This is a genomic window from Ensifer sp. LC11, assembly GCF_001695835.1.
Classification (GTDB): domain Bacteria; phylum Pseudomonadota; class Alphaproteobacteria; order Rhizobiales; family Rhizobiaceae; genus Ensifer.
In genome coordinates this window covers 16,573-38,605 of record NZ_MBSO01000013.1, presented here as the reverse complement: position 1 = coordinate 38,605, position 22,033 = coordinate 16,573, and the positions used below count along the sequence as shown (strand labels likewise).

Sequence of the window (22,033 nt, the reverse complement as noted above, 5' to 3'; positions counted from 1 at the left end):
AAGATGAGGAGTCTTGAGGACTCCGGAACAGGATTTGTCATGTCCGCCGATTCCCGCATTGCCGCGATCACCGCTCGCATCGTTGAGCGCTCGAAACCTCACCGCGAACCCTATCTCGACCGCGTCCGCCGTGCCGCGTCGAACGGGCCCCACCGCAGCGTGCTTGGCTGCGGCAACCTCGCGCATGGTTTTGCCGTCTGTTCCCCCGCCGAGAAGGTGGCGCTGGCGGGCGACCGCGTGCCCAATCTCGGCATCATCACCTCCTATAATGACATGCTCTCGGCGCATCAGCCGTTCGAGACCTACCCGGCGCTCATCCGTGATGCCGCGCGCGAAGCGGGCGGCGTCGCGCAGGTTGCCGGCGGCGTGCCGGCCATGTGTGACGGCGTCACGCAGGGGCAGCCGGGCATGGAGCTCTCGCTCTTTTCCCGCGACCTGATCGCCATGGCCGCCGGCGTCGGCCTGTCGCATAACATGTTCGATTCCACCGTCTATCTCGGAGTCTGTGACAAGATCGTCCCCGGCCTCGTCATCGCGGCTCTCACCTTCGGTCACCTGCCCGCGATCTTCGTGCCTGCCGGTCCCATGACCTCGGGGCTTCCGAACGACGAGAAGGCGCGGGTTCGCCAGCTGTTTGCCGAAGGCAAGGTCGGCCGCGACGAACTTCTCGAAGCGGAGTCCAAGTCCTACCACGGACCGGGCACCTGCACCTTTTACGGCACCGCCAATTCCAACCAGATGCTGATGGAGATCATGGGCTTCCATCTGCCGGGCGCCTCCTTCATCAATCCAGGCACGCCGCTGCGCGATGCGCTGACCAAGGAAGCCGCCAAGCGCGCGCTCGCGATCACCGCCATGGGCAACGAGTTCACACCGGCGGGCGAAATGATCGACGAGCGGTCGATCGTCAACGGCGTCGTCGGCCTGCATGCGACCGGCGGTTCGACCAACCACACCATGCACCTCGTCGCCATGGCGCGCGCAGCCGGCATCGTGCTCACCTGGCAGGACATTTCCGAGCTTTCGGATATCGTGCCGCTGCTGGCACGCGTCTACCCGAACGGGCTTGCCGACGTGAACCACTTCCACGCCGCCGGCGGCATGGGCTTCCTGATCAGCCAGCTGCTTCGGGGCGGCCTGTTGCACGACGACGTCCGTACCGTCGTCGGTCAGGGTCTCGACGCTTACAAGATCGACGTCCGGCTCGGCGCCGATGGCAGCGTCGAGCGCGTGCCGACGCCGAAGGAAAGTGCTGATCCGAAGGTGCTTGCGACCATCGACCAGCCGTTCCAGCACACCGGTGGCCTGAAGATGCTGACCGGCAATCTCGGCAAGGCGGTGATCAAGATCTCCGCCGTCAAGCCGGACCGCCACGTCATCGAGGCGCCGGCCAAGATCTTCCATGACCAGGCAGAACTGAACTCCGCCTTCAAGGCCGGCAAGCTCGAGGGCGACTTCGTCGCGGTCGTGCGCTTCCAGGGGCCGAAGGCCAACGGCATGCCGGAACTGCACAAGCTGACGACCGTGCTTGGTATTCTCCAGGATCGAGGCCAGCGTGTCGCCATCCTCACCGATGGCCGCATGTCCGGCGCGTCCGGCAAGGTGCCGGCGGCAATCCACGTGACGCCCGAGGCCAAGGATGGCGGGCCGATCGCGCGCATCCAGGAAGGCGATATCGTCCGCATCGATGCGGTGGCCGGAACGATCGAAGTGCTGGTCGAGGATATCGCGCTGAAGACGCGGGTGCCGGCGCATGCCGACCTCTCCGACAACGACTTCGGCATGGGTCGCGAGCTCTTCGCCCCGTTCCGTGCGATCGCCGGTGCTGCCGATCACGGCGCGAGCGTTCTCTTCCACTAAGGCGACGAAGCGCCGCTCAGATGGGGGCGGCGTTTTTTCTTCAACGTTTGTCGCTGGACTTCCAGATCACGGCCCGTTCACGGCAGCGGACCTGGGAACATATCGTTGCGACCATCGTAGCGTTGGATATCGAGCGTGAAGACGTCGATGTTCTCAATGCAGCGGGCATTGATGGAGATCTTGTTGTCCGGATAACCGCTGCGCATGATCGGCGTCGAGCAGGTCGGGCAGAAGTGGTGCCCCTCGTTGAGGCCGCGCCAGATGTAGCTCGACAGGCGACGCTTCTCGGTGAGCAGCCTCACCTTGGCTGCGTCCACTTTCCAATGCAGGAAGCCAGAACGCCGACAGGTCGAGCAATTGCAATCGACAAGGCCGGTAAGCTCCTCATCGACTTCGAAGCAAATGTCGCCGCAATGGCAGGAAAGCCGATAGGGTCGCTGCATGGTACCGGTCCGGATCTGTTGAAGAGGACCTCAACCAAACATTGCAGCTGCGGGGCGGTCAAGCCTCGCCCTTGGTTGCCGGGCCTCAGCGATAGATATCGAGCGTGCGGTTGCGGTGGTTCGGATGGGTGCTGTAGACGAAGATGCGGTTGAGGTCGCGGTCGGTCAGAAGCCGCAGGAACCGCGCTTCGATGATGTTGTTGGCGTGCACGCGCCTCATCAGGCAGCCAACCATCTGGATGCGTGCGCTCGGGATGTCCAGATAGAAATTCTGCGGCAGCTGATATTGCGTCAGGATACTGATGACCGCACCGCTCTTCGACAGTTTGATGATCTCGCAGCGCCGCGAGCTTAGCTGCGTCACACCCTTCTCGGTATATTCGATGCGGGCTTCGTTTCGTGTGTCCTCCATCGGAAAATTCGTTTCCCGATCGTACATGAAGGACTCTTCCTTGTTCAGGAAGTGCTGCTGCATCGCCGGCGCCGCGCCTCTCATCGATATGCCTTTCCTATCCCCTTTAAGACAGACTAGCGGCAGAGATTTAACAGAGGGTTTGATCTGCAGGTTGCATTGAAAAAACCCGCCCGATTTTACGGGCGGGTCGAGAACAGCTGCTTCGCTACGCTATTTCGGACGGAAACCGCTGCGCACTTTTCCTGGAATGCTGCCTACGCAATTCCGGACGGAAAACCGCTGCGCACTTTTCCTGGACTGCTGCCTGCGCAATTCCGGACGGAAAACCGCTGCGCACTTTTCCTGGAATGCTGCCTACGCAATTCCGGACGGAAAACCGCTGCGCACTTTTCCTGGAATTGCTTTAGACGCGGTAGCTGCGACCCTCGGCGTTAAAGAGGTGCAGCTTGGCCTTGTCGGCGGTGAAGCGTACCCTGTCGCCGCGATGAACGGGCAGGATGCCAGGAATCTTGGCGATGATCGGCTCCTTGTCGACGAGCCCCTCGATATAGAGCAAGGTTACTTCGCCGAGCGCCTCGACGATGGCGACCGTACCTTCGAACAGGAAGTCGTCACTGGTGGTGGTCTGTAGGTCCTCCGGCCGAACGCCGAAGCTCGCCGTCTTGCCGCTCTGCGATGCATCCGTCGGGATATCGAGCGTCACGCTCTTGCCGCCGGTCAGTTTCACCGTCGTCTGTGCGCCGGTGGCGGTGACCGTCGAGGGGATGATGTTCATCGCCGGCGAGCCGATGAAGCGCGCGACGAAGAGATTGGCCGGACGTTCGTATAGTTCAAGTGGCGCGCCCACCTGCTCGATATGCCCCTGCGACAGCACCACGATGCGGTCGGCGAGCGTCATCGCCTCCACCTGATCGTGGGTGACATAGATCATCGTCGTGTCCGCCATCTGCTCGTTGAGCTTGGCGATCTCGATGCGGGTGGCAACGCGCAGCGCCGCATCCAGGTTCGACAGCGGTTCGTCGAACAGGAAGACCTTGGGGTCACGGCAGATCGCGCGGCCGATGGCGACGCGCTGGCGCTGACCGCCTGACAGTGCCTTCGGCAGGCGGTCGAGATACTTGGTGAGCTGGAGGATATCGGCGGCGTTGCGCACGCGGCGATCGATCTCCTCCTTCGTCTCCTTGGCGATCCGCATGCCGAAGGCCATGTTGTCGTAGACCGTCATGTGCGGATAGAGCGCGTAGGACTGGAACACCATGGCAATGCCGCGCTTCGACGGCGGCACCGTGTTGACCCGCTCGCCGTCGATGAACATGTCGCCGCCGGTTATCTCTTCGAGACCCGCGATCATGCGCAAAAGTGTCGACTTTCCGCAGCCGGAGGGGCCGACGAAGACGATGAATTCGCCCTGCTTGATGTCGAGATTGATGCCGTGAATGACATCGACCGCGCCATAGGACTTGCGGATATCTTTAAGCAGCAGACCCGTCATTGCACCCTCCCCTTCGGTTCTTCCCGTCAGTTCTTGCTTTCATCTTACCCAGTCGACCTTCACACCAGCCGCGCGAAATAAGCGCCCCAGGCCGGCAGGTTGACCGTTCTATCTTTCACTTCGGTTGCAAAACCGTGGCCTTCAAGCGCGGCGACCGGTTCGTTTGGCAGCGTGGCCGTCGCCGGTTCGCCGCTCATGTTGAACAGGCAGAAAAGCTTCTCGTTGCCGTGGCTGCGCACGAAGGCGAGCACCTGCCCATCCGTACTCAGGAACTCGATCTCGCCCTTGGCGAAGGCCGGATGCGCCTTCCTGAAATGCAGGAAGCGGCGGTAGTGTTCGAGTACGGACGCCTCATCGCCTTGCTGCGCCGATACGGCGCGTTTCAGATGGTCCGCCGGCACCGGCAACCAGGGTTTCGCACTGCCGAAACCACCATTGACCGCAGCACCGTCCCAGACCATCGGCGTACGGCAGCCGTCGCGGCCCTTGAAGTCGGGCCAGAACTGGATGCCATAGGGATCCTTCAGATCCTCGTAGGCAAGCTCGGCTTCGCTCAGCGCCAGTTCCTCGCCCTGGTAGATGCAGACCGAGCCGCGGAGCGACATCAGCAAGCTCGCAAGCAGCTTGGCATGCGCGTCGCGATCGGCAACGCCTTCACCCCAGCGGCTGACATGGCGCACGACATCGTGGTTGGAAAACGCCCAGCAGGCCCAGCCCTCGGGCGCTGCCTTCTGGAAGTTCCTGAGAACTTCGGCGACGGTGGCCGGCGTCAACGGATCGGGCGCCAGGAACTCGAAGGCGTAGCACATCTGCATCTTGTCGCCGCCGGAGGTGTATTGCCCGGCGATCTCCAGGCCGCGCTGGCTGTCACCGACCTCGCCGACGGCGGCGATTGCCGGGAACTCGTCCATGACGGCGCGGAAGCGCTTCAAGAACGCCAGGTTTTCCGGCTGGTTCTTGTCGTAGAGGTGCTCCTGATAGTTGTAGGGGTTCACCGCGGGCGCGGTCTGGGCATTGCGGCGCTCCGGCGCCAGCGCCGGGTTGTCGCGCAGCTGCTTGTCGTGGAAGTAGAAATTGATGGTGTCGAGACGGAAGCCGTCGACGCCGCGCTCCAGCCAGAAGCGCTCGACGCTAAGCAGCGCGTCCTGAACGTCCGGATTGTGCAGGTTGAGGTCCGGCTGCGAGGTCAGGAAGTTGTGCAGGTAATATTGCAGGCGGGTCGGATCCCAGGCCCAGGCCGAGCCGCCAAAGATCGACAGCCAGTTGTTGGGTGGGGTGCCGTCCGGCTTGGAATCAGCCCAGACGTACCAGTCGGCCTTGGCGTTTGTCCGGCTCGCGCGGCTTTCGACGAACCAGGGATGCTGGTCAGAGGTATGCGACAGCACGAGGTCGATCATCACCCGGATACCAAGGCGGTGGGCCTCTGATATCACGGCGTCGAAATCGGCAAGGCTGCCGAAGATCTGGTCGACATCGGTGTAGTTGGAGACGTCGTAACCGAAGTCCTTCATCGGAGAGGTGAAGAACGGCGAAATCCAGATCGCATCGGCACCGAGGGCAGCGATATGCGGCAGCCGGGCGACGATGCCCTTGAGGTCGCCGATACCGTCACCATTGGAATCCTGGTAGGAGCGCGGATAGACCTGGTAGATCACCGCGCCACGCCACCAATCCTTATCGGGCTGCATCGTGGATTTGCTGATTTCGGTCATGCTCATTTTCGTAAAAAGTCCTTGGTTGTCAGCCGCCCTTGACCGACCCCGCCAGCAGACCGCGCACGAGATAGCGCTGCAGGCTGAAGAAGACGATCAGCGGAACGATGATGGTAATGAAGGCGGAAGCCGTCAGGATTTCCCAGTTGCCGCCGCGCGAACCGAGCAAGTTGACGAGCCGGCCGGTCAGAACCAGTTCGTCCGGGCCAGCGCCTAAGAAAACGATCGCCACCAGCAGGTCGTTCCAGGTCCACAGGAACTGGAAGATTGCGAAGGAAGCGAGCGCCGGGAAGGAGAGCGGCAGGATGATCTTGACGAAGATATCGAAATCGCTGGCGCCATCGACGCGGGCGGATTCCATGATTTCACGCGGCAGTCCGGCCATGTAGTTGCGCAGAAGATAGATCGCCAGCGGCAGGCCGAAGCCCGTATGCGCCAGCCAGATGCCGACATAGGTCTTGGGCGGCACGCCGAGGATCGTGCCGACACCGTTATAGAGCTTCAGAAGCGGGATCAGCGACATCTGCAGCGGCACGACCAGCAGGCCGACGACGACAGCGATGAGGATCGCCCGGCCCGGGAATGGCATCCAGGCGAGTGCATAGGCCGCGAAGGCGGCGATCATGATCGGGATGATCGTCGCCGGGACGGCGACCGTGAGCGAGTTGATGAAGGATCGGCCGATGCCTTCGGCACTCAACACCTCGACATAGTTGTCGAAGGTGAAGCGCGGTGGTGACGACGCCGTGACGAAGACGCGCTGGCCGCGCGACCCTTCCATCTTCTTGTCGGAGACGATCTCGAAATTGCCGTCAGCCTGGACGGTCAGCTTTTCGCCGTCGTTAAGGTCGGCGGTTTCGCCGGCCTTGAAGGCGGTCGGCTCGCGGCTGGAAAAGCCGAAGGCGGAGATCTGCCCCTGCTGCCCTTCGAGCAGGTTGCCTGAGATCACGAACTTGCCGTCGCGTTCGACCTGGCGCTCGGGGCCGGGCGCCCGGACGACGATGTTCTGCGACGAGGTCGAAAGTGCCGTCCACCAGCCGGAGACGGCAAGCTGGTCCTTGTCGCGCAGCGACGAGATCAACAGGCCGGCGGTCGGCAGCGTCCAGAGCGCAACGATCAACAGGACGGAAAGGTGGACGACCCACATGAGGGGTGAGCGTGTCGCTGGATTCATCTCAGTGCCCCTTCATTTCCTTGGCCGCATTGCGGATGTTCCAGATCATGATCGGGACGACGAGGATCATGATGACGACGGCGATCGCCGCACCGCGGCCGAAGTCACCGCCGCCGCGGAACATCCAGTCGAACATGAGGTTTGCAAGCACCTGGCTCTGCCATTGGCCGTTGGTCATCGCCAGCACGATGTCGAAGACCTTCAGAACGAGGATGGTGATGGTCGTCCAGACGACGGCGATCGTGCCCCAGATCTGCGGCACCATGATCTTGAAAAAGATCTGCCAGCCATTGGCGCCGTCGATGACGGCCGCCTCGATCGTTTCCTCGGGAATGCCACGAAGGGCCGCCGACAGGATCACCATGGCGAAACCGGTCTGGATCCACACCAGGATCGCCATCAGGAAGAAGTTGTTCCAGAAGGGCAGCGTGATCCAGGCCTGCGGGGCGCCGCCGAAAGCAACGACGATGGCGTTCAAAAGACCGATCTGCTCTGCCCCTTCGGGCCGGAAATCATAGATGAACTTCCAGATGACCGCGGCACCAACAAACGAGATCGCCATCGGCATGAAGATCAGCGTCTTGGCAATATTGCCCCACCAGATGCGGTCGGTGAGCGCGGCGATGACCAGGCCGAAAAAGGTCGCGAGTGCCGGAACGACCAGCAGCCAAAGGAAATTGTTGTAGATCGACTGGCGGAACTCGCCGTCCTTGACCATCCAGGCATAGTTGCTGACGCCGACGAAACTCTGTCCGGCGCGGTCATGGAAGCTGTACCAGAGCGACATGATGACCGGATAGATAAGATAAGTCGTCAGGGCGAAAAGCGCCGGCGCCAGGAACAGCCATGGGCGGATGGCGTTGGTGATGCGCAGGTTTTTCGACGCGACTGCACCGGATTTTCCCTTCGACGGGAAGATCAGGTCCAGAATGAGACTGGTTCCCCAGAAATAGGCGGCGCAGCCGAGCACCCCGGCCAGCATGAACCCTGCAGCAGCGGCAAGCTGATAAAACATGACATGTCCCTCCCCTCGGATGCACGTCCCCGTGCAGGGCTGGCGATTGTCGCCGTTCTCGTTGGGGCGCGCCGCTTCTCATAGTTTAAGAGCGGGAAGCGAACGGAAAACCGTTTCACCTTTCCTCACCCTGCTCAGGCAGCGAACCCGGATCGGCGACGGGCGGCTTTTCTGCCGCCCGTCATCCGTTGTTACTTGATGGCGTCCCAGGCCTTCTGGACGCCGTCGGCGACTTCGGCCGACGACTTGCCGCCGACGAAATCGACCATGCCGGTCCAGAACGCGCCCGCACCGATCTTGCCCGGCATCAGGTCGGAACCGTCGAAGCGGAAGGTGGTGGCGTTCAGCAGAATCTCGCCCTGTTTCTTCAGCGGCGGGTTGCCGTAGGTGTCGACGTTGACGCTCTTGTAGGGCGTCAGGAAGCTCGTCTGCGCCATCCAGACTTCATGGGCGATCGGCGTCTTCAGGAATTCGACGAAGGCGCGGGCCGCTGGCGAATCCTTGGTGATCATCGCCAGCGTACCGGCGCCGAGCACCGGATTGCCGAGTTCCTTCTTGCTGTCGTAAGGCGGCATGTAGAAGAAGTCGGCGTCCTCGCCGATCACCGTACCCTCCGGGAAGAAGGACGGGATGAACGACGCCTGGTGGTGCAGATAGCACTTCGGCGGCGAAGCAAAGAGCCCCTTCGGGCTGTCGCGGAAGTCGGTCGAGGCTACGGCCGCCGCACCGCCATCGACGAACTTGTCGTTCTTGGCGAACCAGCCGAACTCGTCGAGCGCGCCAACGACGGCCGGATCGGTGAACGGGATCTCGTTCTTGACCCACTTGTCGTAGACGTCGGCCGGCTGGGTGCGCAGCATCATGTCTTCCACCCAGTCGGTCGCCGGCCAGCCGGTCGCGCCGCCCGAACCGAGACCGATGCACCAGGGCTTGCCGCCGTCAGCGGCGATCTTCTCGGTCAGCGCCTTCAGCTCTTCCATGGTCTTCGGCACTTCGTAGCCGGCGTCCTCGAAGTTTTCCGGCGAGTACCAGACCAGCGACTTCACGTCGATCTTGTAGGGAAAGGCGTAAAGCGCGGCATTGCCATCTTTGCCCTTGTAGGTCGACAGATCGACCCAGGACTGACCGGCGGCGTAGTTGTCGAGCAGCCACTTCTGGGTGTCGTCGCCGAGCGGCGTCAGGTAGCCCTTGGAGGCGAGATCGGCGATCAGGCCCGGCTGCGGAAGGATCGAGATTTCGGAGGGGCCGCCGGCCTGGGTATCGATGACGATCTGCTGCTCGTAGTTTTCAGACGACGAATATTTGACCTCGGCGCCCGTCGCTTCGGTAAAGTAGGCGTAGACGCTCTTGAACAGCGCCTCGTCTTCGCCGCGCCAGGGGCCGAAGATCGTCAGCGTCTGACCCTTGAGGTCGTGACCCTTCTTGAACTCCTCGAAGCTCGCCCAGTTGAACTTGGAATCTTCGCCCGGCTTGAACTTGAGGTCCGCGGCACCGGCAGCACCTGCAAACAGGGCAAACGCCGCCACGCCCAACAGCAATGATCTCTTCACGTCCTTCTCCTCCCAAGATGAACCCGGATCCCGCCGGGCAGTCGACAATGCGCAAAAATTCAAAGCGCTTTGAGTTCGCTAACAAACCATTGCGACACGCGCGGAGTCAAGAGCTTTCCCGCCCCTGTCCTCGATGCGACGCTTTTGTGCTCTGCGGTAACGTTTTGCACCGCGCAATAGTTGAATTCTGCTTTGTTGCTCGAAAAACGGATGCTACACAAACCTGAGGCGCTGGGACCAAACACCAAAAATCATACGGATATCCAAAGCGCTTTGGGAGGAATCCTGACCATGGCGGTCAATCTCAAGCAACTCGCGGAACTGCTCGGCCTGTCGCAGACAACGGTCAGCCGGGCGCTGAACGGCTATCCGGAGGTCAATGCCGAGACCCGCCAACGCGTGCTGCAGGCCGTGCGCGAGACCGGCTACAGGCCCAACCGCGCGGCCCAGCGGCTGGCCACGGGCCGGGCTTTTTCCATCGGCATGGTCATGCCGATTGCGCCCGGCATCGATTCTGACGTGCACTTCGGCGAATTCCTGGCCGGCCTTGCGGAAGAAGCGGTCAAGCATGACTTCCACTTCGTGCTCAATCCAAGCGCGCCGGAAGATGAAGAGGTAACGTTCCGGCGGTTGGCGGCCAGTGGCAATGTCGACGCGCTGTTCCTTGCCTATATGCGTGCCAACGATCCGCGCATCGCCATGCTGAAATCGCTGTCGATCCCCTTTGTCGTGCATGGGCGTTCGATCGGCGAAAGCCGGGACTACCCGTTCCTCGACATCGACAACACGAGCGCCTTCTATGACGCGGCGCGGCTTCTCATTCAGCTCGGCCATCAGCGGATCGCGCTGATCAACGGGCCGGAATATCTGGCCTTTTCCATCCGTCGCAAGAAGGGGATGCTGCGGGCACTGGCCGAGCACGGCCTCGCCCTCGACGAGGCACTGGTCGAGCATTCGCTGATGACCGATGAACACGGCTATCGCAGCATGCAGCGCTTCCTGCAGCATGCGCAGCCGCCAACGGCGGTGCTCTGCTCCAGTACGGTGCTGGCGCTCGGCGCAGTCAGGGCTATCAACCAGGCAGGATTGAAGATCGGCGACGATATCTCGCTCATCGCCCATGACGACGTGCTGCCTATGCTGAAGCCTGAAAACTTCAGCGTTCCGCTGACGACCACACGCTCGTCGCTCAGGGCCGCCGGCGCACGGATCGCCACAAGGCTGATCGGCGGCCTCCTGAAGCGCGGCGATTATCCGGATCAGGAACTCTGGCGCGCCGAGCTCATCGTGCGTGCGTCAACCGGGCCGGCTCCGCAAAAATGAAAACGCGCCGCAATCGCGGCGCGCCTCGTCTTTCGATGTGAAATTCTATCAGAAGCGCGGCGGCTTGCGGCCGGCCTTGCGGTGGGCGGCAATCACGGTGTTTGCCATCAGCATGGCGATGGTCATCGGGCCGACGCCGCCAGGCACGGGAGTGATCACGCTTGCGACCTCGGCGGCTTCCGCGAAGGCGACGTCGCCGACGAGCTTGGTCTTGCCCTCGCCTTTTTCGGGCGCCGGCACCCGGTTGATGCCGACGTCGATGACCGTCGCGCCGGGCTTGACCCAGCCGGCCTTGACCATCTCCGGGCGGCCGACGGCGGCCACGAGGATATCGGCGTTGCGGCAGACGGCGGCCAAGTCCTTGGTGCGCGAATGCGCCGTCGTCACCGTTGCGTTGGCGGCGAGAAGCAGCGCCGACATCGGCTTGCCGAACAGGTTCGAACGGCCAATGACGACGGCATTCAACCCGGAAAGATCCTCGCCATGGGTCTGGCGCACGAAGACCATCGCGCCGGCCGGCGTGCAGGAAACGAGCCCGCCTTCGAGATCCCCGGTCGCCAGCTTGCCGGCGTTGACCACATGCAGGCCATCAACGTCCTTTTCCGGCAGGATCGACTGGATGATCGGCTCGGAGTTCAGGTGCTTGGGCAGGGGCAATTGCACCAGGATGCCGTGAATGGAAGGATCGGCGTTGAGGTCTGCAACGAGTGCCGCGAGCTCTTCCTGGGTCGTTGCCTCCGGCAAGGTGTGCTGGATCGACAGGAAGCCGCACTCCTTGGCCATCTTGCTCTTCGAGGAAACATAGGCATGGCTTGCCGGATCGTCGCCAACGATGACGACTGCGAGGCCCGCGCGAACACCGGCATCCGTCGCGAGCGCCTGGGTCGCGGCCTTCACGGTCTCGATCACCGAAGCGGCGACTTTCTTGCCATCAATCACAGTCGTCACGGCATGTTCCTCCTGGCTTGCAGTTCACGCGGCACACTCTAGTTCGCCCGGGAAAAGGCGATGGCCTCAAAGCGCCCTATGCTGTTCCAAACGCATAAATGCAAGAGGCGACGACGCGCTTGGCGGTTGTTTCGAGTGGCGGCACGGCATTTCCTCTCACCGGTGAGAGGTGAAATTGGTAACGCTTACGATCGTGAGAGACCACGATCGCTTCCCGAGCAATCGCGTACGGAAAAGGCTCACGGCATGTTGGATCGGCTAGCCGCGCGCGAGCTTGTGACGTGAATAGTCCTCGACGCGGAACCTGAGCGCGCGGAGGTCTTCCTGCACCTTGGCGATGCCGGTGTCGCCTTCCGCTTCTACAGGCGTTGCTGGCTGCCGGGGCGAACGGTCCGCCAATTCGCGGCGGCGGGTGGCAGCATAGGCAGCGGTCAGCGATTGGTCATGATGCGCCGCCGGGCTGAATTGTGGTGGCAGCTCGGACCTGGCCGGATCGGGTGCTGGCTGCGGCTGCCGGCGCTGCGCCGGCTCGGGGTCACCGTTCGGTTCGGGTGGTCCTGGATCCTGATCGACCTCAGTCTTTTTCGCGAGCGAGAACAGGCCATTCAAGCTGCGATAGATGCCGAGCAGGACACCGAGACCGAAGCCCGCGAAGAAGCCGGCCATGGTGGCGGCAATCACGATGATCTTGCGGGATGGTCCCTTGGCCTGAAGCGCAGGCTCGGCGCGCGAAATCACCCGGATGTTCTTGGCCGACAGCTTTTCCTCTTCGCGGGTCTCGCCTGCGCGTTTCAGGAAGGATTCGTAGATTGCACGCGTCGCCGCTGCCTGTCGCTGCAGTTCGCGCAGCTCGACGAATTCCGCCGACGAGGCGATCTGCCTGGCTTTCTGCACGGCGAGCTGCCGCACCAGGTCCTGTTCGGTGCGCTGCGCGCGGTCAAGCTCCGTGCCGGAGGCAGCGGCGATGCGGCGCAATTCGTTGGCAATCTCGGCACGCGAGGCTTCGAGCGATTGCTGGGCGGCGATGCGTTGCGGGTGGCGCGGCCCGAGGCTCGCGTCGAGCGCGCTCAACTGCGCCTTGGTCGCGGCATATTGCTTGCGCAGTTCCGACAGCGCAAGCGAGTTGATCTCCTCGGGATAAGCACCCGTCAGGACATCGCTCAATCCCACCTTGCCGGACGCCTCGGCCTTGGCCTTCGCCTCGGCGATGCGGTTGCGCACGGCGGCCACCTGGTCGCTGAGACTCAAGAGCTGCTTGTCGGCAATCAGCTCGCCGCCGGCATCGACGATGTCGTTGCTCGCCTTATAGTCTTCGACTGCCTTCTCGGCCGCGTCGAGTTCCGCCTTCAGCTCCTTGATCCGGGCATCAAGCGCCACGGTGGTCTTCTGGAAGAAGCCGGATTGGGCCGCGGTTTCCTCGCCGAGGAAGGTCTCGACCAGCCGGTTGGCGACCAGGGCAGACTTTTCCGGAGACCGCGTTTGCGCCTCAACGGTGACAATGAAGGTCTTCGGGTCACGCCACACATGAGTGGCCTCGATCAATTTTTTCAGCACGCGGGCGGTGGCATCGCCGCTGGCCGCCTTTCCTGCAAACTCCGTATCGTTTTCGAGGTCGAGATCGGCCGCCACCTTCTCCAGGACGGTGCGGGAGCGCAGCACTTCGAGCTGACTGTCGACAAGGGCGAGAATGCCTTCGGTTGCCAGCGATTGCTTCGAAAGATCAGAATCCGTCAGCCGCACTTCGCGCGGATCGACATAGAGCTTGCTCTCGGAAACGAAGATGCTGGGCGTCGAAAGCGCCAGGAGAATGCCACCCACAGCGCCGAGCGCGGTGGTTGCAAGGATGATCTTGCGAAGCTGCCAGACCGAACGCAGAACGGTCTTGATGTCGATGAGCGGACGATCGCCCGTGGACGCGCCGTCCGTTTCGACTGCCGCAACCGCGCCGCCCGGCGGGCTGTCGGTCAGCCAGCGTGCAAGCCTGTCGCTCATGCCACCCGAACCATAGCGCGATGGCTTGGCGGCCATGGCACCGGTTGTCGATGTCTTCTTTTCCGGCGTCGACTGCACGCGATGGCGCGCGGTGGCGCCTTCGGTTTGCGACAAACGATTGAGCAGCGACGCGCTTTTGCCCGAAGATCCGGTAGCGGGCGGCTTTTGCGCACGCGCCGAACCGCGCGTGTCCTCGGCTGCGAAATCGAGCAACGATGCACGCGGAACCGGGCGTTTCTCGTCGTCGATGTTGAACATGACTTATCCCGCGGCTGCCGAGACGGCGAATTCCGAATAGTGAAGCCAACCTAAGGAAACATGGAAAACAAATGGTTAACTTTTGAAGGAACAAGGGCGCGGGCGCACCGATCTCACGCCTTATTAAGCTTTCGCGCCTATGACGGAAAACAGGAGAGCAATTCCGACCGCCTGCGCCGCGCGCACGCGCTCGGCGCTGCGCAAAAACAAGGAGATAGAGCGCTTCCATCGGCATCGACGGGAGGCGCGCTATTGGAACGTCGGCCGTGCCTCATCGCGTCAATGCGCTTTATCTCCGCCACAGGGCGCTGATCCACGCCTATCTCTCCATGACCGGAGGTTCGGCCGGGCGTCTTGTCCTGTCTCTCGTCTATTTTATCGCGGTCGCCAACACACTGACGATTGCCGATTTCGGACTGTTTGCGACCGCGTCCGCCGCCGGCATCATGATCTCGCGTGTGCTTGCCTTCGGCTTCATGTCGCCGCTCTACCGGGTGGCCACCGTAAAACCCTTGCTGGTCGGCACCTATACGACCGGCTTCCTCGCCGGCGCTGTGCTCTCCCTGCCGCTGATCGCCCTCCTCTGCGCCATCACCTTTATCGCCCTCTTTTCCCGCGACATGACGGCGAACTCCTTTTCCGCCTTCATGCTGGCTGAAATCGTCTGCTGGCGCGGGCTGGAAACCGCTGTCATCGTGCTGAATGGCCTTGGCCGCTTTGGACGCGGCGCACTGCTCGTGGTGATCGGTACGGCGATCCGCACGGCAGCGGCATTGCTCTTTGCCCTGCTGTCGTGGAAATCGCTCGAGGCCTGGTCTTACCTCTACCTGCTTGCCAACGCGCTCGGCCTCGTCGTGGCGCTCTTCTGGTTTTACCCGCGCGTCCGGTTGCGCTGGCAGCCCCGGCTCTATTTCCGGCGCTGGGCGGATTCTGTCTCCGTCGCTGGTGCCGAGGTCCTCTTCTACATCCAGTCTGAGTTCGACAAGATCGCGGTGCTTGCGATCGGCGGCCCGGCGGTCTCCGGCCTCTATGCCATCTTGATGCGGCTCGCGGACCTGACGGCGCTTCCGGTGCGGTCGTTCAACACCCTGCTTGTGCAACGCATCATGCGCACGCCCGAGGCAATTGCCCGCTGGCGTGTCCGGCTATCGATCGAGCTGTTGGTGGCGCTTGCGTCGCTCGCCGCCATCGCAGCCATGGCCGCCTATCTCTGGCTCTTCCCGAACGGCCTCGGGCGCAATGTCGCCGCGGCCGCCCCCATCGTCGCAATGATCCTGCTCGTTCCCTCGTTCCGCAACCTGATCGAGTATCATTCCGAGCTGCTCTATGCGACCGGCCGGACCGTACGGCGCATGCTCAACCTTTTCATCGCAGGCGTGGTCAAGGTGGCGCTGCTGGTCCTGTTGCTGCGGACAACAACAGATGTCGCCCAATGGGCGCCATCGCTCAACGCGATCTTTCTCGCTCTCTACGTTCTGTCGTTCGCTCTGACCTACACGGCTCTCAGGAAGCCGGCGGAGCGCGTCATCTGATCCTGGCCGGGATATGTCAGGCCGCGAGCTCGAATACCGCGCGGCGGATATCGTCGAGGTCGTGCCCGACGAAGGACTGCACGCCAATGCCGATCTGGTGCGGGGCCATGTCGTTGAGAAAGTCCCTGAGGCCCGAAAGATCCTGCCGGTAGCTGTCTTCGAACCACAGCACGTGGCACAGCGCAGCATCGGAAGAAACATGCCCTTCGCCGCGCAGCACCTCGTCGACAAAGCGGCCATAGATGGTGCACTCGGAGAAGGCGCGGCTCCGCGTGACGGCCCGTACCCAGTTGCGCCCATGTTGCGCCTCGATATGGTCGAGCAGCTTCCGGCACGTATCCGTGCGCCAGGCGATCAGCGTGTTGATGTAGTCGTTGGCAGGCAGGCGATAGGGGCCGATGCCGAGAAGGCGGTCGGAATGGGCGAGCCATTCGAGATGGTTGGAGCGCATCTCAGCGTTGATTGCTCCATCCTTGCAGTAAAGTGTCAGCCGATCCGACTGCCAGAGGCTGGCGGGGTCGAAGGGACGCAGGAAGACGACGTCGGAATCAACGGCAAACATCGCTGCCTCGTCGATGTGGCGCGCCAGCGCCAAACGCCGAAGCTGCTGCGCATGCCAGCCACGCAGTGGCAGGCCGAACGGGCTGAGCCAGACCTTCCGACGACCGGCCGACAGCGGGTCGGTGACGGGGTGCAGCCACCAGGGCAGCAGATCGCGCTCGCTGATCACCTGGCGCCGCGTTCCCTCCAGTTGCCGGAACAGCGCCACGTCAAATTCAGCGACCAGCAGATAATGCCGCCAGTCGCCCTCAAGTTTGCGGTCCATGCTCTCGCACATGAGCCGGCAGCGTTCGAAATCATTCGCATAGGACGCGGTAACAACCGCTGTGCGCATGGTCTGACCGTTCACGATGTTCCCGTTCGAAGGCTGGTGTCGGCGACGGTTTCCCGTGCGCGTCCCGACAGCTTGTGCCAGAGGACGTGACACAGGAAAAGCGGATTTCCGAGAACATAGCGGCGCCACATGCGCCGCGGCTCGATCGCCAGACGGAAGAACCACTCCAGGCGCAGCCGCCGCAGGAACCTCGGCGCCCTTGGAAACTCCTCGGCGACGAAATCAAAGAGCGCGCCGACGGTAATGACCAGCCGCGCATCCTGCGGGCCGACATGGGCATCGACCCATTTTTCCTGACCGGGGCTTCCCATCGCCACGAGCAGGATATCGGCCTCTCGGGCGCGAACGTCGGCGAGAATCTCACTTGAGCGTTCGCGATCGAAGAAGCCATCCGAAACCGGCAGGAATTCGTGCCATGGCGTATGCTTTCGGAAGTTCTCGGCGGCGCGCGCCAAGACGTTCGGGCGGGCGCCTATCATCGCGACGCGCAACGGCCTTTCGATGAAGGTCAACAACGCCGGCACAAAGTCCGTGCCGTTCAGATTGGCGGGAAACATGCTGCCATGGAAGAGATAGGAAGCGATGTCTATGCCGTGACCGTCAGGAAGGACGATTTGCCGGTTCAAGACGTCTCGATAGTCGCCATCCCGCATCATCAGATTGGCGTTGTTGGCGTTGAGAAACGAGAACAGTGTTTGTCCGCCGGGACGCGACAGCGCCTCGGCCGTAAAGGCAAAGGCATTCGCCCAGTCGAAGTCGGCCACCGGCAAGCCGAGGATCAGCCGCCGGGGGATGGCGGCATTCGAAACGGCGGCGGTCTTGGTCACGACCGTCCCCCATCGTGCACCTTCAGCTCCGGCGGTATGGCGGGATCCTCGGCAACGGTGGTGGATCCGAGGCTCGCCAGAACATTGCGCATGACCCGCATCAGCCGTACTTTCTGCGCGCGGTGAAAGATCGATCCGTCGAGACGCTGGCGATCGCCGGTACGAGCCCTGGCGACCTTGTCGACGACGAGACGGGCGAATTCGGCCGGATCTTCGGCTACTGCACAATTTTCCGGCACCGCCTCTATGCCGCGCAGCGATGCCTGCGTCGCCACGGATGGCATGCCAAGCTCGAAGGTTTCGATGCTCTTCAGCTGCACCCCCGTACCGCCGCGGCTGATGAGGGGGATGACGGCGCTTTCGGCGACGAAGGCGCGGGCGTCGGGCACCCGCCCGACGCAACGAACCCCAGGGTGGGAGACCGCGGGAACGCCGTCCATCTGGCCGGCAATCGCGATCGACATGTCGGCCGGAAGATGCGGCATGACCTCGGCAAGAAACCAATCGAGCCCGAGCCTGTTCGGTCGCCAGCTCCACGTCCCGATCAATCCGAGATCATGCTGCAGTTCCGGGCCTCGTTCGTCGACCGCAGGTGGCGGCGTGTCCCAGCCGGTCACCAGGGGAAGGACGAAGGCGCGGTCGCTGACGGCACGACCGAAGCCGAAGCGATCGGCTTCGGCAAAGGTCCAGACGGCGACCGCGTTCTGCGCCAACTGCTGTTCGTACCGCTCAAGGTATTGAGCCTCGCGCCGAAAGAGGAAGCGCTCGACGGTGCCGCTCGCCCGCTCGGCATTCTCGAACGCGGAATCGGCTTCGACATTGTGCGCCACATAAATTGACGGATGCGGCCGGAAGACCTGCGCAAAGGCTGCCGGCAACTGCACCGAATTGAGCACGAGACCATCAAACGGGGCAAGCTCGTCGAGGATCGACTGGATCCGCTTCGTCGACACCGCAAGCATCTTTCCCGAAGAAACCGATGTCCGGTTCAGAAAGGCTGTTCCAAGCCAGTTCAGTTTCTGGAGCGCACCGACCTTGGCATTGGTGACCTCCAGCTCTCCAAGCAGATGCATTTCGCAATCGGGGGCCGGCATACGCCCCGGCTGAAGAAAGCCGACGACGCTGACCCGGTGGCCGAGCGCGCGCAAGCCGTCGAGCACAGCCCGGTTGGCGATGTCGAAGCCGGACGCCGGATTGGCGACGGGAACGAGCGATGAGACCAGGACCAGATGCATTTTACCACGCGTCATGAATGGAGTTGGGCCTTTCATTAGCAGGATGAGGTGAAAGAGCGCTTAAAGCCCCCTTTCAAAATTCTCCCTCAGGGTTCAGCATCTGTTTAGGAAGATTTGCTGTATTGCCTGGCAATTTTGCTTTTACAGGTTTCGCCATGACGTCGACCGGTCAGGACATTTCCGTCTACTTCCGAACTGAACTGGAAGACGCCGGCGACATCGAGCTCGTCGTGGTGCTGCCGACGTTTCGTCGGCCGGAACATGTCGTCAAGACGCTGAAAACCATTGTTTCCCAAAGGCCTGACCTTTCCTATGCAACGGTCGTCGTCGAAAACGATGCCGAGGGCCTGGCGGGTGCCGCGGCAGCCAAGGACTTTTTCCTCGGCCATCCCTCGGATTCGATCGTCATCGTCGCCCATCAACGCGGAAACTGCCACGCCTATAATGCCGGCTGGTCGATGGCGCTCGAGACCTATCCGAACCTCAAGGCCATTGCGATCATCGATGACGACGAAGTGGCTGCGCCTGAATGGCTCGATTGCCTCATCGCGGCACAGGAAACCACAGGAGCCGACATGATCGGCGGACCTCAGCTGCCGGTCTTCGAGGGCGATGGCGGGCAGAAATGGAAGCGCCATCCAGTCTTCACGCCTCACTATGATACGACCGGACCGGTGCCGATCCTCTATTCTTCCGGCAATGTCCTCGTCACGCGAAGGGTTTTGGACGCGATGCCGCGACCATTCCTGGACCCGGCATTCAATTTCATCGGTGGCGGTGATGCGGATTTCTACAGCCGCTGCAAGGCGCAGGGCTTTTCCTTTGGCTGGGCGGTAGACGCATGGGTTGCGGAAACCGTGCCTGCCCGACGCACCAGCGCTTCCTGGATCAGAGCGCGGAGCCTCAGGAATGGCGCGATTTCGGCGATGCTTGAACACCGGCGCGACCCGACCTTCGGTGGACGGCTGAGAACCTTTGGCAAATCTCTGGCGCTGCTTTGTGCGTCCGTCCCGCGCGGGATCGAGCTGTGGAGCAAGAGCGGGCTTGCGGCGGCGGGGCTCTACCACTTCTATGTGGCAATCGGCCGGCTAATGGCGGAGTTCGGCTTCGTCAACGAACAATACCGCAACCCCGAAAAAAACTGAGGGCCGGCGGTTGTCCCGCGTGGCCGGTGCGGAGATCGGATCGGCAACCGCGACGCCTCCCCGAACCGGCTTCTTTCAGTGGGAACTGCTCGCCTTGACCGCGCCTTCCGGCAGCTTGTCGCCAGCGATATTGCCGTTCTTGTCAACGATCGGAACCGGCTTTTGCCGCGGCACGTTCTGGCTGTTGGCGACGCGCTTGACGTCGTCCTTGGTCAGATATTCGAGCTGCTCGACGAGTACTTCGGTAATCACCTCTTCGCCGAGCTTCTTGTTGAGGCCCTCTTTCACCGTGGCCTTGAAGGTCGGCAAATCGAAGGTGCCAGTGTCGGCGACGTCGATGAATTTCGAACCGACGAGCAGATCGTAGAGCTCATCGGTGACCATCTGGCGAAGCGGTGCGCGAAGATTGTTGATGCCCTCCTTCGTCGCGGAGAAGGAGAGCTTGGTGAGGAAATAGCCTTGAACGGCACCTTCCCTGATCACCGGAATGGTGATCATCTCACCCGGAACATATTGCTCCGACGCACGCCTGGCCGCCTCGCCGTCCGGGACGGCGGGCGCCGAGGCGCTTTGCATCGAAAAATAGACCGATCCGAGCGTGACCGCACAGACCCAGACCCCGGTGAGAACGAGCTTCAGCATCAGAAATCGCTATAGCGGAACTGCGCTTCGGAATAGATGCCGTCCGCATCGGCATCCTGGGCTGCCGTCTTCAGGAGATCGACGACGGCGCGAACCGCCTCAAGATGAGCCTCGACCTTCTGCGAGTTGGTCGCGAGCTTGTCGCGCAGGTGACGCGCATGCGAGGAAAAAGCGGGAGACGTTTCGCCCGGCAGCATATCGCGATGCAACATCGTCAGTTCGTAGAGGCAACGGCTCTTGTGCGCATTCGACGTCTTGATGTCGAACTCCGGATCGACGCCGATGCGGGTGTTCTCGTTGTCGAGGATCATTTCCAGCCGGCCGAGCACGTTCTGGATCCGGACGTCATTGGATGCCACAGCTTCCATGAATCAACTCCCAATTAGATCACGATGATTTTGGGTCCGATCGACCCAAAATCACAAACGTGATCGATTCCTATGAATTAGAGCGGGATGCAGGCGGAGAACCGCAAGCACTTTTCCTCATCCCGCTCTAGGCTTGCTTGTTCTTTTCGTCGTCGGTCGTAAAGCCGGTCAGCGTCTTGCGCTCGTATTCCTGCACCAGGCTTGCGGCGAGGTTCAGGCTGTTGCCGTCGAGCGATGCCTGAACCCGATCGGTCGCATCCCCACGCGCCAGCTGATCGGCAATGCCGATGCCACCGCCCTTCGACATCACGTCGCCGATCTGCTCGGCCATCATGCTCTTCCAGATATCACCCGCGTTCCCTTTGCCGAACACGTTCTCGCTGTCGGTTGGCAACATCGACTTCACGAAGTTCTGCAGAACCATTGCCTCGAACTTGCGATAGGTTTCCGGAATCTGCTTCTCTTCGACGCGGTTGTTGATGTCGCCGAGCCCGCTTGATCCATCGGAGGAATTGAGGACGTTGACGGCCGCCGCAAAGCCATTGCCGTTCTCGGCAAGGCTCGTCGCCTTGAAGGCAGCGCGATTGGCCTTCAGCCGCGCCTGCGCCTCCTGCACCTCAGTGGGGTCCGCGGCGCGCACGACATCCATCACCAGATCGCTGGGCGGAGAGATGGCCATGAGAAATCCTCTCAAAATCGAGCCTGGGTCGCGCGCTTGCGCGGCGACGCCCGTGCCCGGGCAATAGTCGGACCGGACCCGCTCCATGATCGGAGCAAACCGGGATGGCGTACTATCGCCCGTCAACCTTACCGGAAGCTGGCGCGCTTCCCGTAACGTGTTGATCGATCAGGTCGTAGATCGAGTTGTCGGCCTCCTCGCGGTCCTCGGACTGGCGCGCCTCTTTCATGTTTTCTTCCAGCCGGTCGGCTTTTGCACGCTCCCTCAGCATGCGCGCCTCGTGGGTCTGCTGGACGCCGAGCAGCATCTGGTCCTTCTGGACAAGGCGGCCGATCTGGGAGGAATAGTGGCCGGAAAACATGCGGTGCATCGGATGCGCCGAGCCCATGGCATCGACAACCACATCGATCGTCTCGGCCAGGACCTCGCGCTGCCGCACCATCTCGACAAAGTCGGCCTCCGCCATCTGCTCGAGATGGCGCTGAACGGCCACCAGGCGCTTCAGCTTTTGCGAGCGCGTTTTCATCC

General features: G+C 62.1%; 20 protein-coding genes. 4 read left to right on the top strand and 16 right to left on the bottom strand.

The features are described from left to right. Window positions 1–39 precede the first annotated feature (39 nt). Window positions 40–1,860 (top strand): phosphogluconate dehydratase, encoded by a 1,821-nt coding sequence (gene edd / locus BBX50_RS11640; protein WP_065775491.1) that lies wholly within the window; start codon window positions 40–42, stop codon window positions 1,858–1,860. Between the two features lie 77 nt (window positions 1,861–1,937). Here edd and BBX50_RS11635 read toward each other — a convergent pair whose 3' ends face one another. From BBX50_RS11635 to BBX50_RS11605, 7 genes are all read right to left on the bottom strand, one after another. Continuing rightward, window positions 1,938–2,303, bottom strand: coding sequence for a GFA family protein (locus tag BBX50_RS11635; protein WP_065775490.1), 366 nt, complete (start codon window positions 2,301–2,303; stop codon window positions 1,938–1,940). A gap of 85 nt (window positions 2,304–2,388) precedes the next feature. After that, the gene (locus BBX50_RS11630; protein ID WP_065775489.1) at window positions 2,389–2,799 is read right to left on the bottom strand and encodes a hypothetical protein; all 411 of its coding nucleotides are present in this window, start codon (window positions 2,797–2,799) and stop codon (window positions 2,389–2,391) included. Between the two features lie 322 nt (window positions 2,800–3,121). Then, complete coding sequence (gene ugpC, locus BBX50_RS11625) at window positions 3,122–4,210, bottom strand: sn-glycerol-3-phosphate ABC transporter ATP-binding protein UgpC (RefSeq protein ID WP_065775488.1); 1,089 nt, start codon at window positions 4,208–4,210, stop codon at window positions 3,122–3,124. Window positions 4,211–4,269: 59 nt separating this feature from the next. Beyond that, window positions 4,270–5,928, bottom strand: a complete 1,659-nt coding sequence (locus BBX50_RS11620) for an alpha-glucosidase family protein (RefSeq protein WP_139108370.1) — start codon at window positions 5,926–5,928, stop codon at window positions 4,270–4,272. Window positions 5,929–5,950: 22 nt separating this feature from the next. Continuing rightward, the gene (locus BBX50_RS11615) at window positions 5,951–7,096 is read right to left on the bottom strand and encodes a carbohydrate ABC transporter permease (RefSeq protein WP_065775487.1); all 1,146 of its coding nucleotides are present in this window, start codon (window positions 7,094–7,096) and stop codon (window positions 5,951–5,953) included. A gap of 1 nt (window position 7,097) precedes the next feature. Continuing rightward, the gene (locus tag BBX50_RS11610; protein ID WP_065775486.1) at window positions 7,098–8,111 is read right to left on the bottom strand and encodes a sugar ABC transporter permease; all 1,014 of its coding nucleotides are present in this window, start codon (window positions 8,109–8,111) and stop codon (window positions 7,098–7,100) included. A gap of 191 nt (window positions 8,112–8,302) precedes the next feature. After that, complete coding sequence (locus BBX50_RS11605) at window positions 8,303–9,661, bottom strand: ABC transporter substrate-binding protein (RefSeq protein WP_065775485.1); 1,359 nt, start codon at window positions 9,659–9,661, stop codon at window positions 8,303–8,305. 291 nt (window positions 9,662–9,952) lie between these two features. Here BBX50_RS11605 and BBX50_RS11600 point away from each other — a divergent pair, with 291 nt between their 5' ends. After that, the gene (locus BBX50_RS11600; protein ID WP_065775484.1) at window positions 9,953–10,984 is read left to right on the top strand and encodes a substrate-binding domain-containing protein; all 1,032 of its coding nucleotides are present in this window, start codon (window positions 9,953–9,955) and stop codon (window positions 10,982–10,984) included. A 48-nt stretch (window positions 10,985–11,032) separates the two neighbouring features. Here BBX50_RS11600 and folD read toward each other — a convergent pair whose 3' ends face one another. Together folD and BBX50_RS11590 are read right to left on the bottom strand one after the other, a co-directional pair. Continuing rightward, entirely contained in the window at window positions 11,033–11,932 is a 900-nt protein-coding gene (gene folD, locus BBX50_RS11595; RefSeq protein WP_065775483.1) for a bifunctional methylenetetrahydrofolate dehydrogenase/methenyltetrahydrofolate cyclohydrolase FolD, read from the bottom strand. A gap of 258 nt (window positions 11,933–12,190) precedes the next feature. Continuing rightward, on the bottom strand, window positions 12,191–14,182 hold the full coding sequence (locus BBX50_RS11590; protein ID WP_065775482.1) for a GumC family protein: 1,992 nt from the start codon (window positions 14,180–14,182) through the stop codon (window positions 12,191–12,193). 266 nt (window positions 14,183–14,448) lie between these two features. Here BBX50_RS11590 and BBX50_RS11585 point away from each other — a divergent pair, with 266 nt between their 5' ends. Continuing rightward, complete coding sequence (locus BBX50_RS11585; protein WP_065775481.1) at window positions 14,449–15,714, top strand: transporter; 1,266 nt, start codon at window positions 14,449–14,451, stop codon at window positions 15,712–15,714. Between the two features lie 16 nt (window positions 15,715–15,730). On the opposite strand, the gene BBX50_RS11580 is transcribed toward BBX50_RS11585, so the two are convergent. Genes BBX50_RS11580 through BBX50_RS11570 form a run of 3 tightly spaced genes read right to left on the bottom strand, consistent with a single transcriptional unit; the run spans window position 15,731 to window position 18,686 of the window. After that, complete coding sequence (locus tag BBX50_RS11580) at window positions 15,731–16,609, bottom strand: DUF6492 family protein (protein ID WP_065775573.1); 879 nt, start codon at window positions 16,607–16,609, stop codon at window positions 15,731–15,733. 11 nt (window positions 16,610–16,620) lie between these two features. After that, window positions 16,621–17,436, bottom strand: coding sequence for a WecB/TagA/CpsF family glycosyltransferase (locus BBX50_RS11575; protein WP_065775480.1), 816 nt, complete (start codon window positions 17,434–17,436; stop codon window positions 16,621–16,623). After that, window positions 17,433–18,686 (bottom strand): glycosyltransferase, encoded by a 1,254-nt coding sequence (locus tag BBX50_RS11570; RefSeq protein ID WP_244513120.1) that lies wholly within the window; start codon window positions 18,684–18,686, stop codon window positions 17,433–17,435. The genes BBX50_RS11575 and BBX50_RS11570 overlap by 4 nt, the downstream gene beginning before the upstream one ends. 140 nt (window positions 18,687–18,826) lie before the next feature. Between BBX50_RS11570 and BBX50_RS11565 the strand changes: the two genes are divergently transcribed. After that, window positions 18,827–19,816, top strand: a complete 990-nt coding sequence (locus BBX50_RS11565) for a glycosyltransferase (protein WP_065775572.1) — start codon at window positions 18,827–18,829, stop codon at window positions 19,814–19,816. Window positions 19,817–19,891: 75 nt separating this feature from the next. On the opposite strand, the gene BBX50_RS11560 is transcribed toward BBX50_RS11565, so the two are convergent. The 4 genes from BBX50_RS11560 to BBX50_RS11545 form a co-directional block, all read right to left on the bottom strand. Then, window positions 19,892–20,458, bottom strand: coding sequence for a hypothetical protein (locus BBX50_RS11560; protein ID WP_065775478.1), 567 nt, complete (start codon window positions 20,456–20,458; stop codon window positions 19,892–19,894). Continuing rightward, the gene (locus BBX50_RS11555) at window positions 20,458–20,826 is read right to left on the bottom strand and encodes a hypothetical protein (protein WP_065775477.1); all 369 of its coding nucleotides are present in this window, start codon (window positions 20,824–20,826) and stop codon (window positions 20,458–20,460) included. The genes BBX50_RS11560 and BBX50_RS11555 overlap by 1 nt, the downstream gene beginning before the upstream one ends. A gap of 127 nt (window positions 20,827–20,953) precedes the next feature. Further along, a complete protein-coding gene (locus BBX50_RS11550; RefSeq protein WP_065775476.1) occupies window positions 20,954–21,505 on the bottom strand; it encodes a rod-binding protein in 552 nt (183 codons plus the stop codon). Between the two features lie 112 nt (window positions 21,506–21,617). Continuing rightward, a complete protein-coding gene (locus BBX50_RS11545) occupies window positions 21,618–22,031 on the bottom strand; it encodes a hypothetical protein (RefSeq protein ID WP_065775475.1) in 414 nt (137 codons plus the stop codon). Between the last annotated feature and the right edge of the window lie 2 nt (window positions 22,032–22,033).

What these genes read in the sequence shown, in the direction of transcription:
- BBX50_RS11600 (WP_065775484.1), top strand. Translation starts at nt 9,953, where the DNA reads ATGGCGGTCAATCTCAAGCAACTCGCGGAACTGCTCGGCCTGTCGCAG.
- BBX50_RS11610 (WP_065775486.1), bottom strand. Translation starts at nt 8,111, where the DNA reads ATGTTTTATCAGCTTGCCGCTGCTGCAGGGTTCATGCTGGCCGGGGTG.
- BBX50_RS11570 (WP_244513120.1), bottom strand. Translation starts at nt 18,686, where the DNA reads ATGACGCGTGGTAAAATGCATCTGGTCCTGGTCTCATCGCTCGTTCCC.
- BBX50_RS11615 (WP_065775487.1), bottom strand. Translation starts at nt 7,096, where the DNA reads ATGAATCCAGCGACACGCTCACCCCTCATGTGGGTCGTCCACCTTTCC.
- BBX50_RS11555 (WP_065775477.1), bottom strand. Translation starts at nt 20,826, where the DNA reads ATGGAAGCTGTGGCATCCAATGACGTCCGGATCCAGAACGTGCTCGGC.
- BBX50_RS11635 (WP_065775490.1), bottom strand. Translation starts at nt 2,303, where the DNA reads ATGCAGCGACCCTATCGGCTTTCCTGCCATTGCGGCGACATTTGCTTC.
- BBX50_RS11580 (WP_065775573.1), bottom strand. Translation starts at nt 16,609, where the DNA reads ATGCGCACAGCGGTTGTTACCGCGTCCTATGCGAATGATTTCGAACGC.
- BBX50_RS11550 (WP_065775476.1), bottom strand. Translation starts at nt 21,505, where the DNA reads ATGGCCATCTCTCCGCCCAGCGATCTGGTGATGGATGTCGTGCGCGCC.
- BBX50_RS11590 (WP_065775482.1), bottom strand. Translation starts at nt 14,182, where the DNA reads ATGTTCAACATCGACGACGAGAAACGCCCGGTTCCGCGTGCATCGTTG.
- BBX50_RS11620 (WP_139108370.1), bottom strand. Translation starts at nt 5,928, where the DNA reads ATGAGCATGACCGAAATCAGCAAATCCACGATGCAGCCCGATAAGGAT.
- BBX50_RS11545 (WP_065775475.1), bottom strand. Translation starts at nt 22,031, where the DNA reads ATGAAAACGCGCTCGCAAAAGCTGAAGCGCCTGGTGGCCGTTCAGCGC.
- BBX50_RS11565 (WP_065775572.1), top strand. Translation starts at nt 18,827, where the DNA reads ATGACGTCGACCGGTCAGGACATTTCCGTCTACTTCCGAACTGAACTG.
- edd (WP_065775491.1), top strand. Translation starts at nt 40, where the DNA reads ATGTCCGCCGATTCCCGCATTGCCGCGATCACCGCTCGCATCGTTGAG.
- BBX50_RS11630 (WP_065775489.1), bottom strand. Translation starts at nt 2,799, where the DNA reads ATGAGAGGCGCGGCGCCGGCGATGCAGCAGCACTTCCTGAACAAGGAA.
- ugpC (WP_065775488.1), bottom strand. Translation starts at nt 4,210, where the DNA reads ATGACGGGTCTGCTGCTTAAAGATATCCGCAAGTCCTATGGCGCGGTC.
- BBX50_RS11560 (WP_065775478.1), bottom strand. Translation starts at nt 20,458, where the DNA reads ATGCTGAAGCTCGTTCTCACCGGGGTCTGGGTCTGTGCGGTCACGCTC.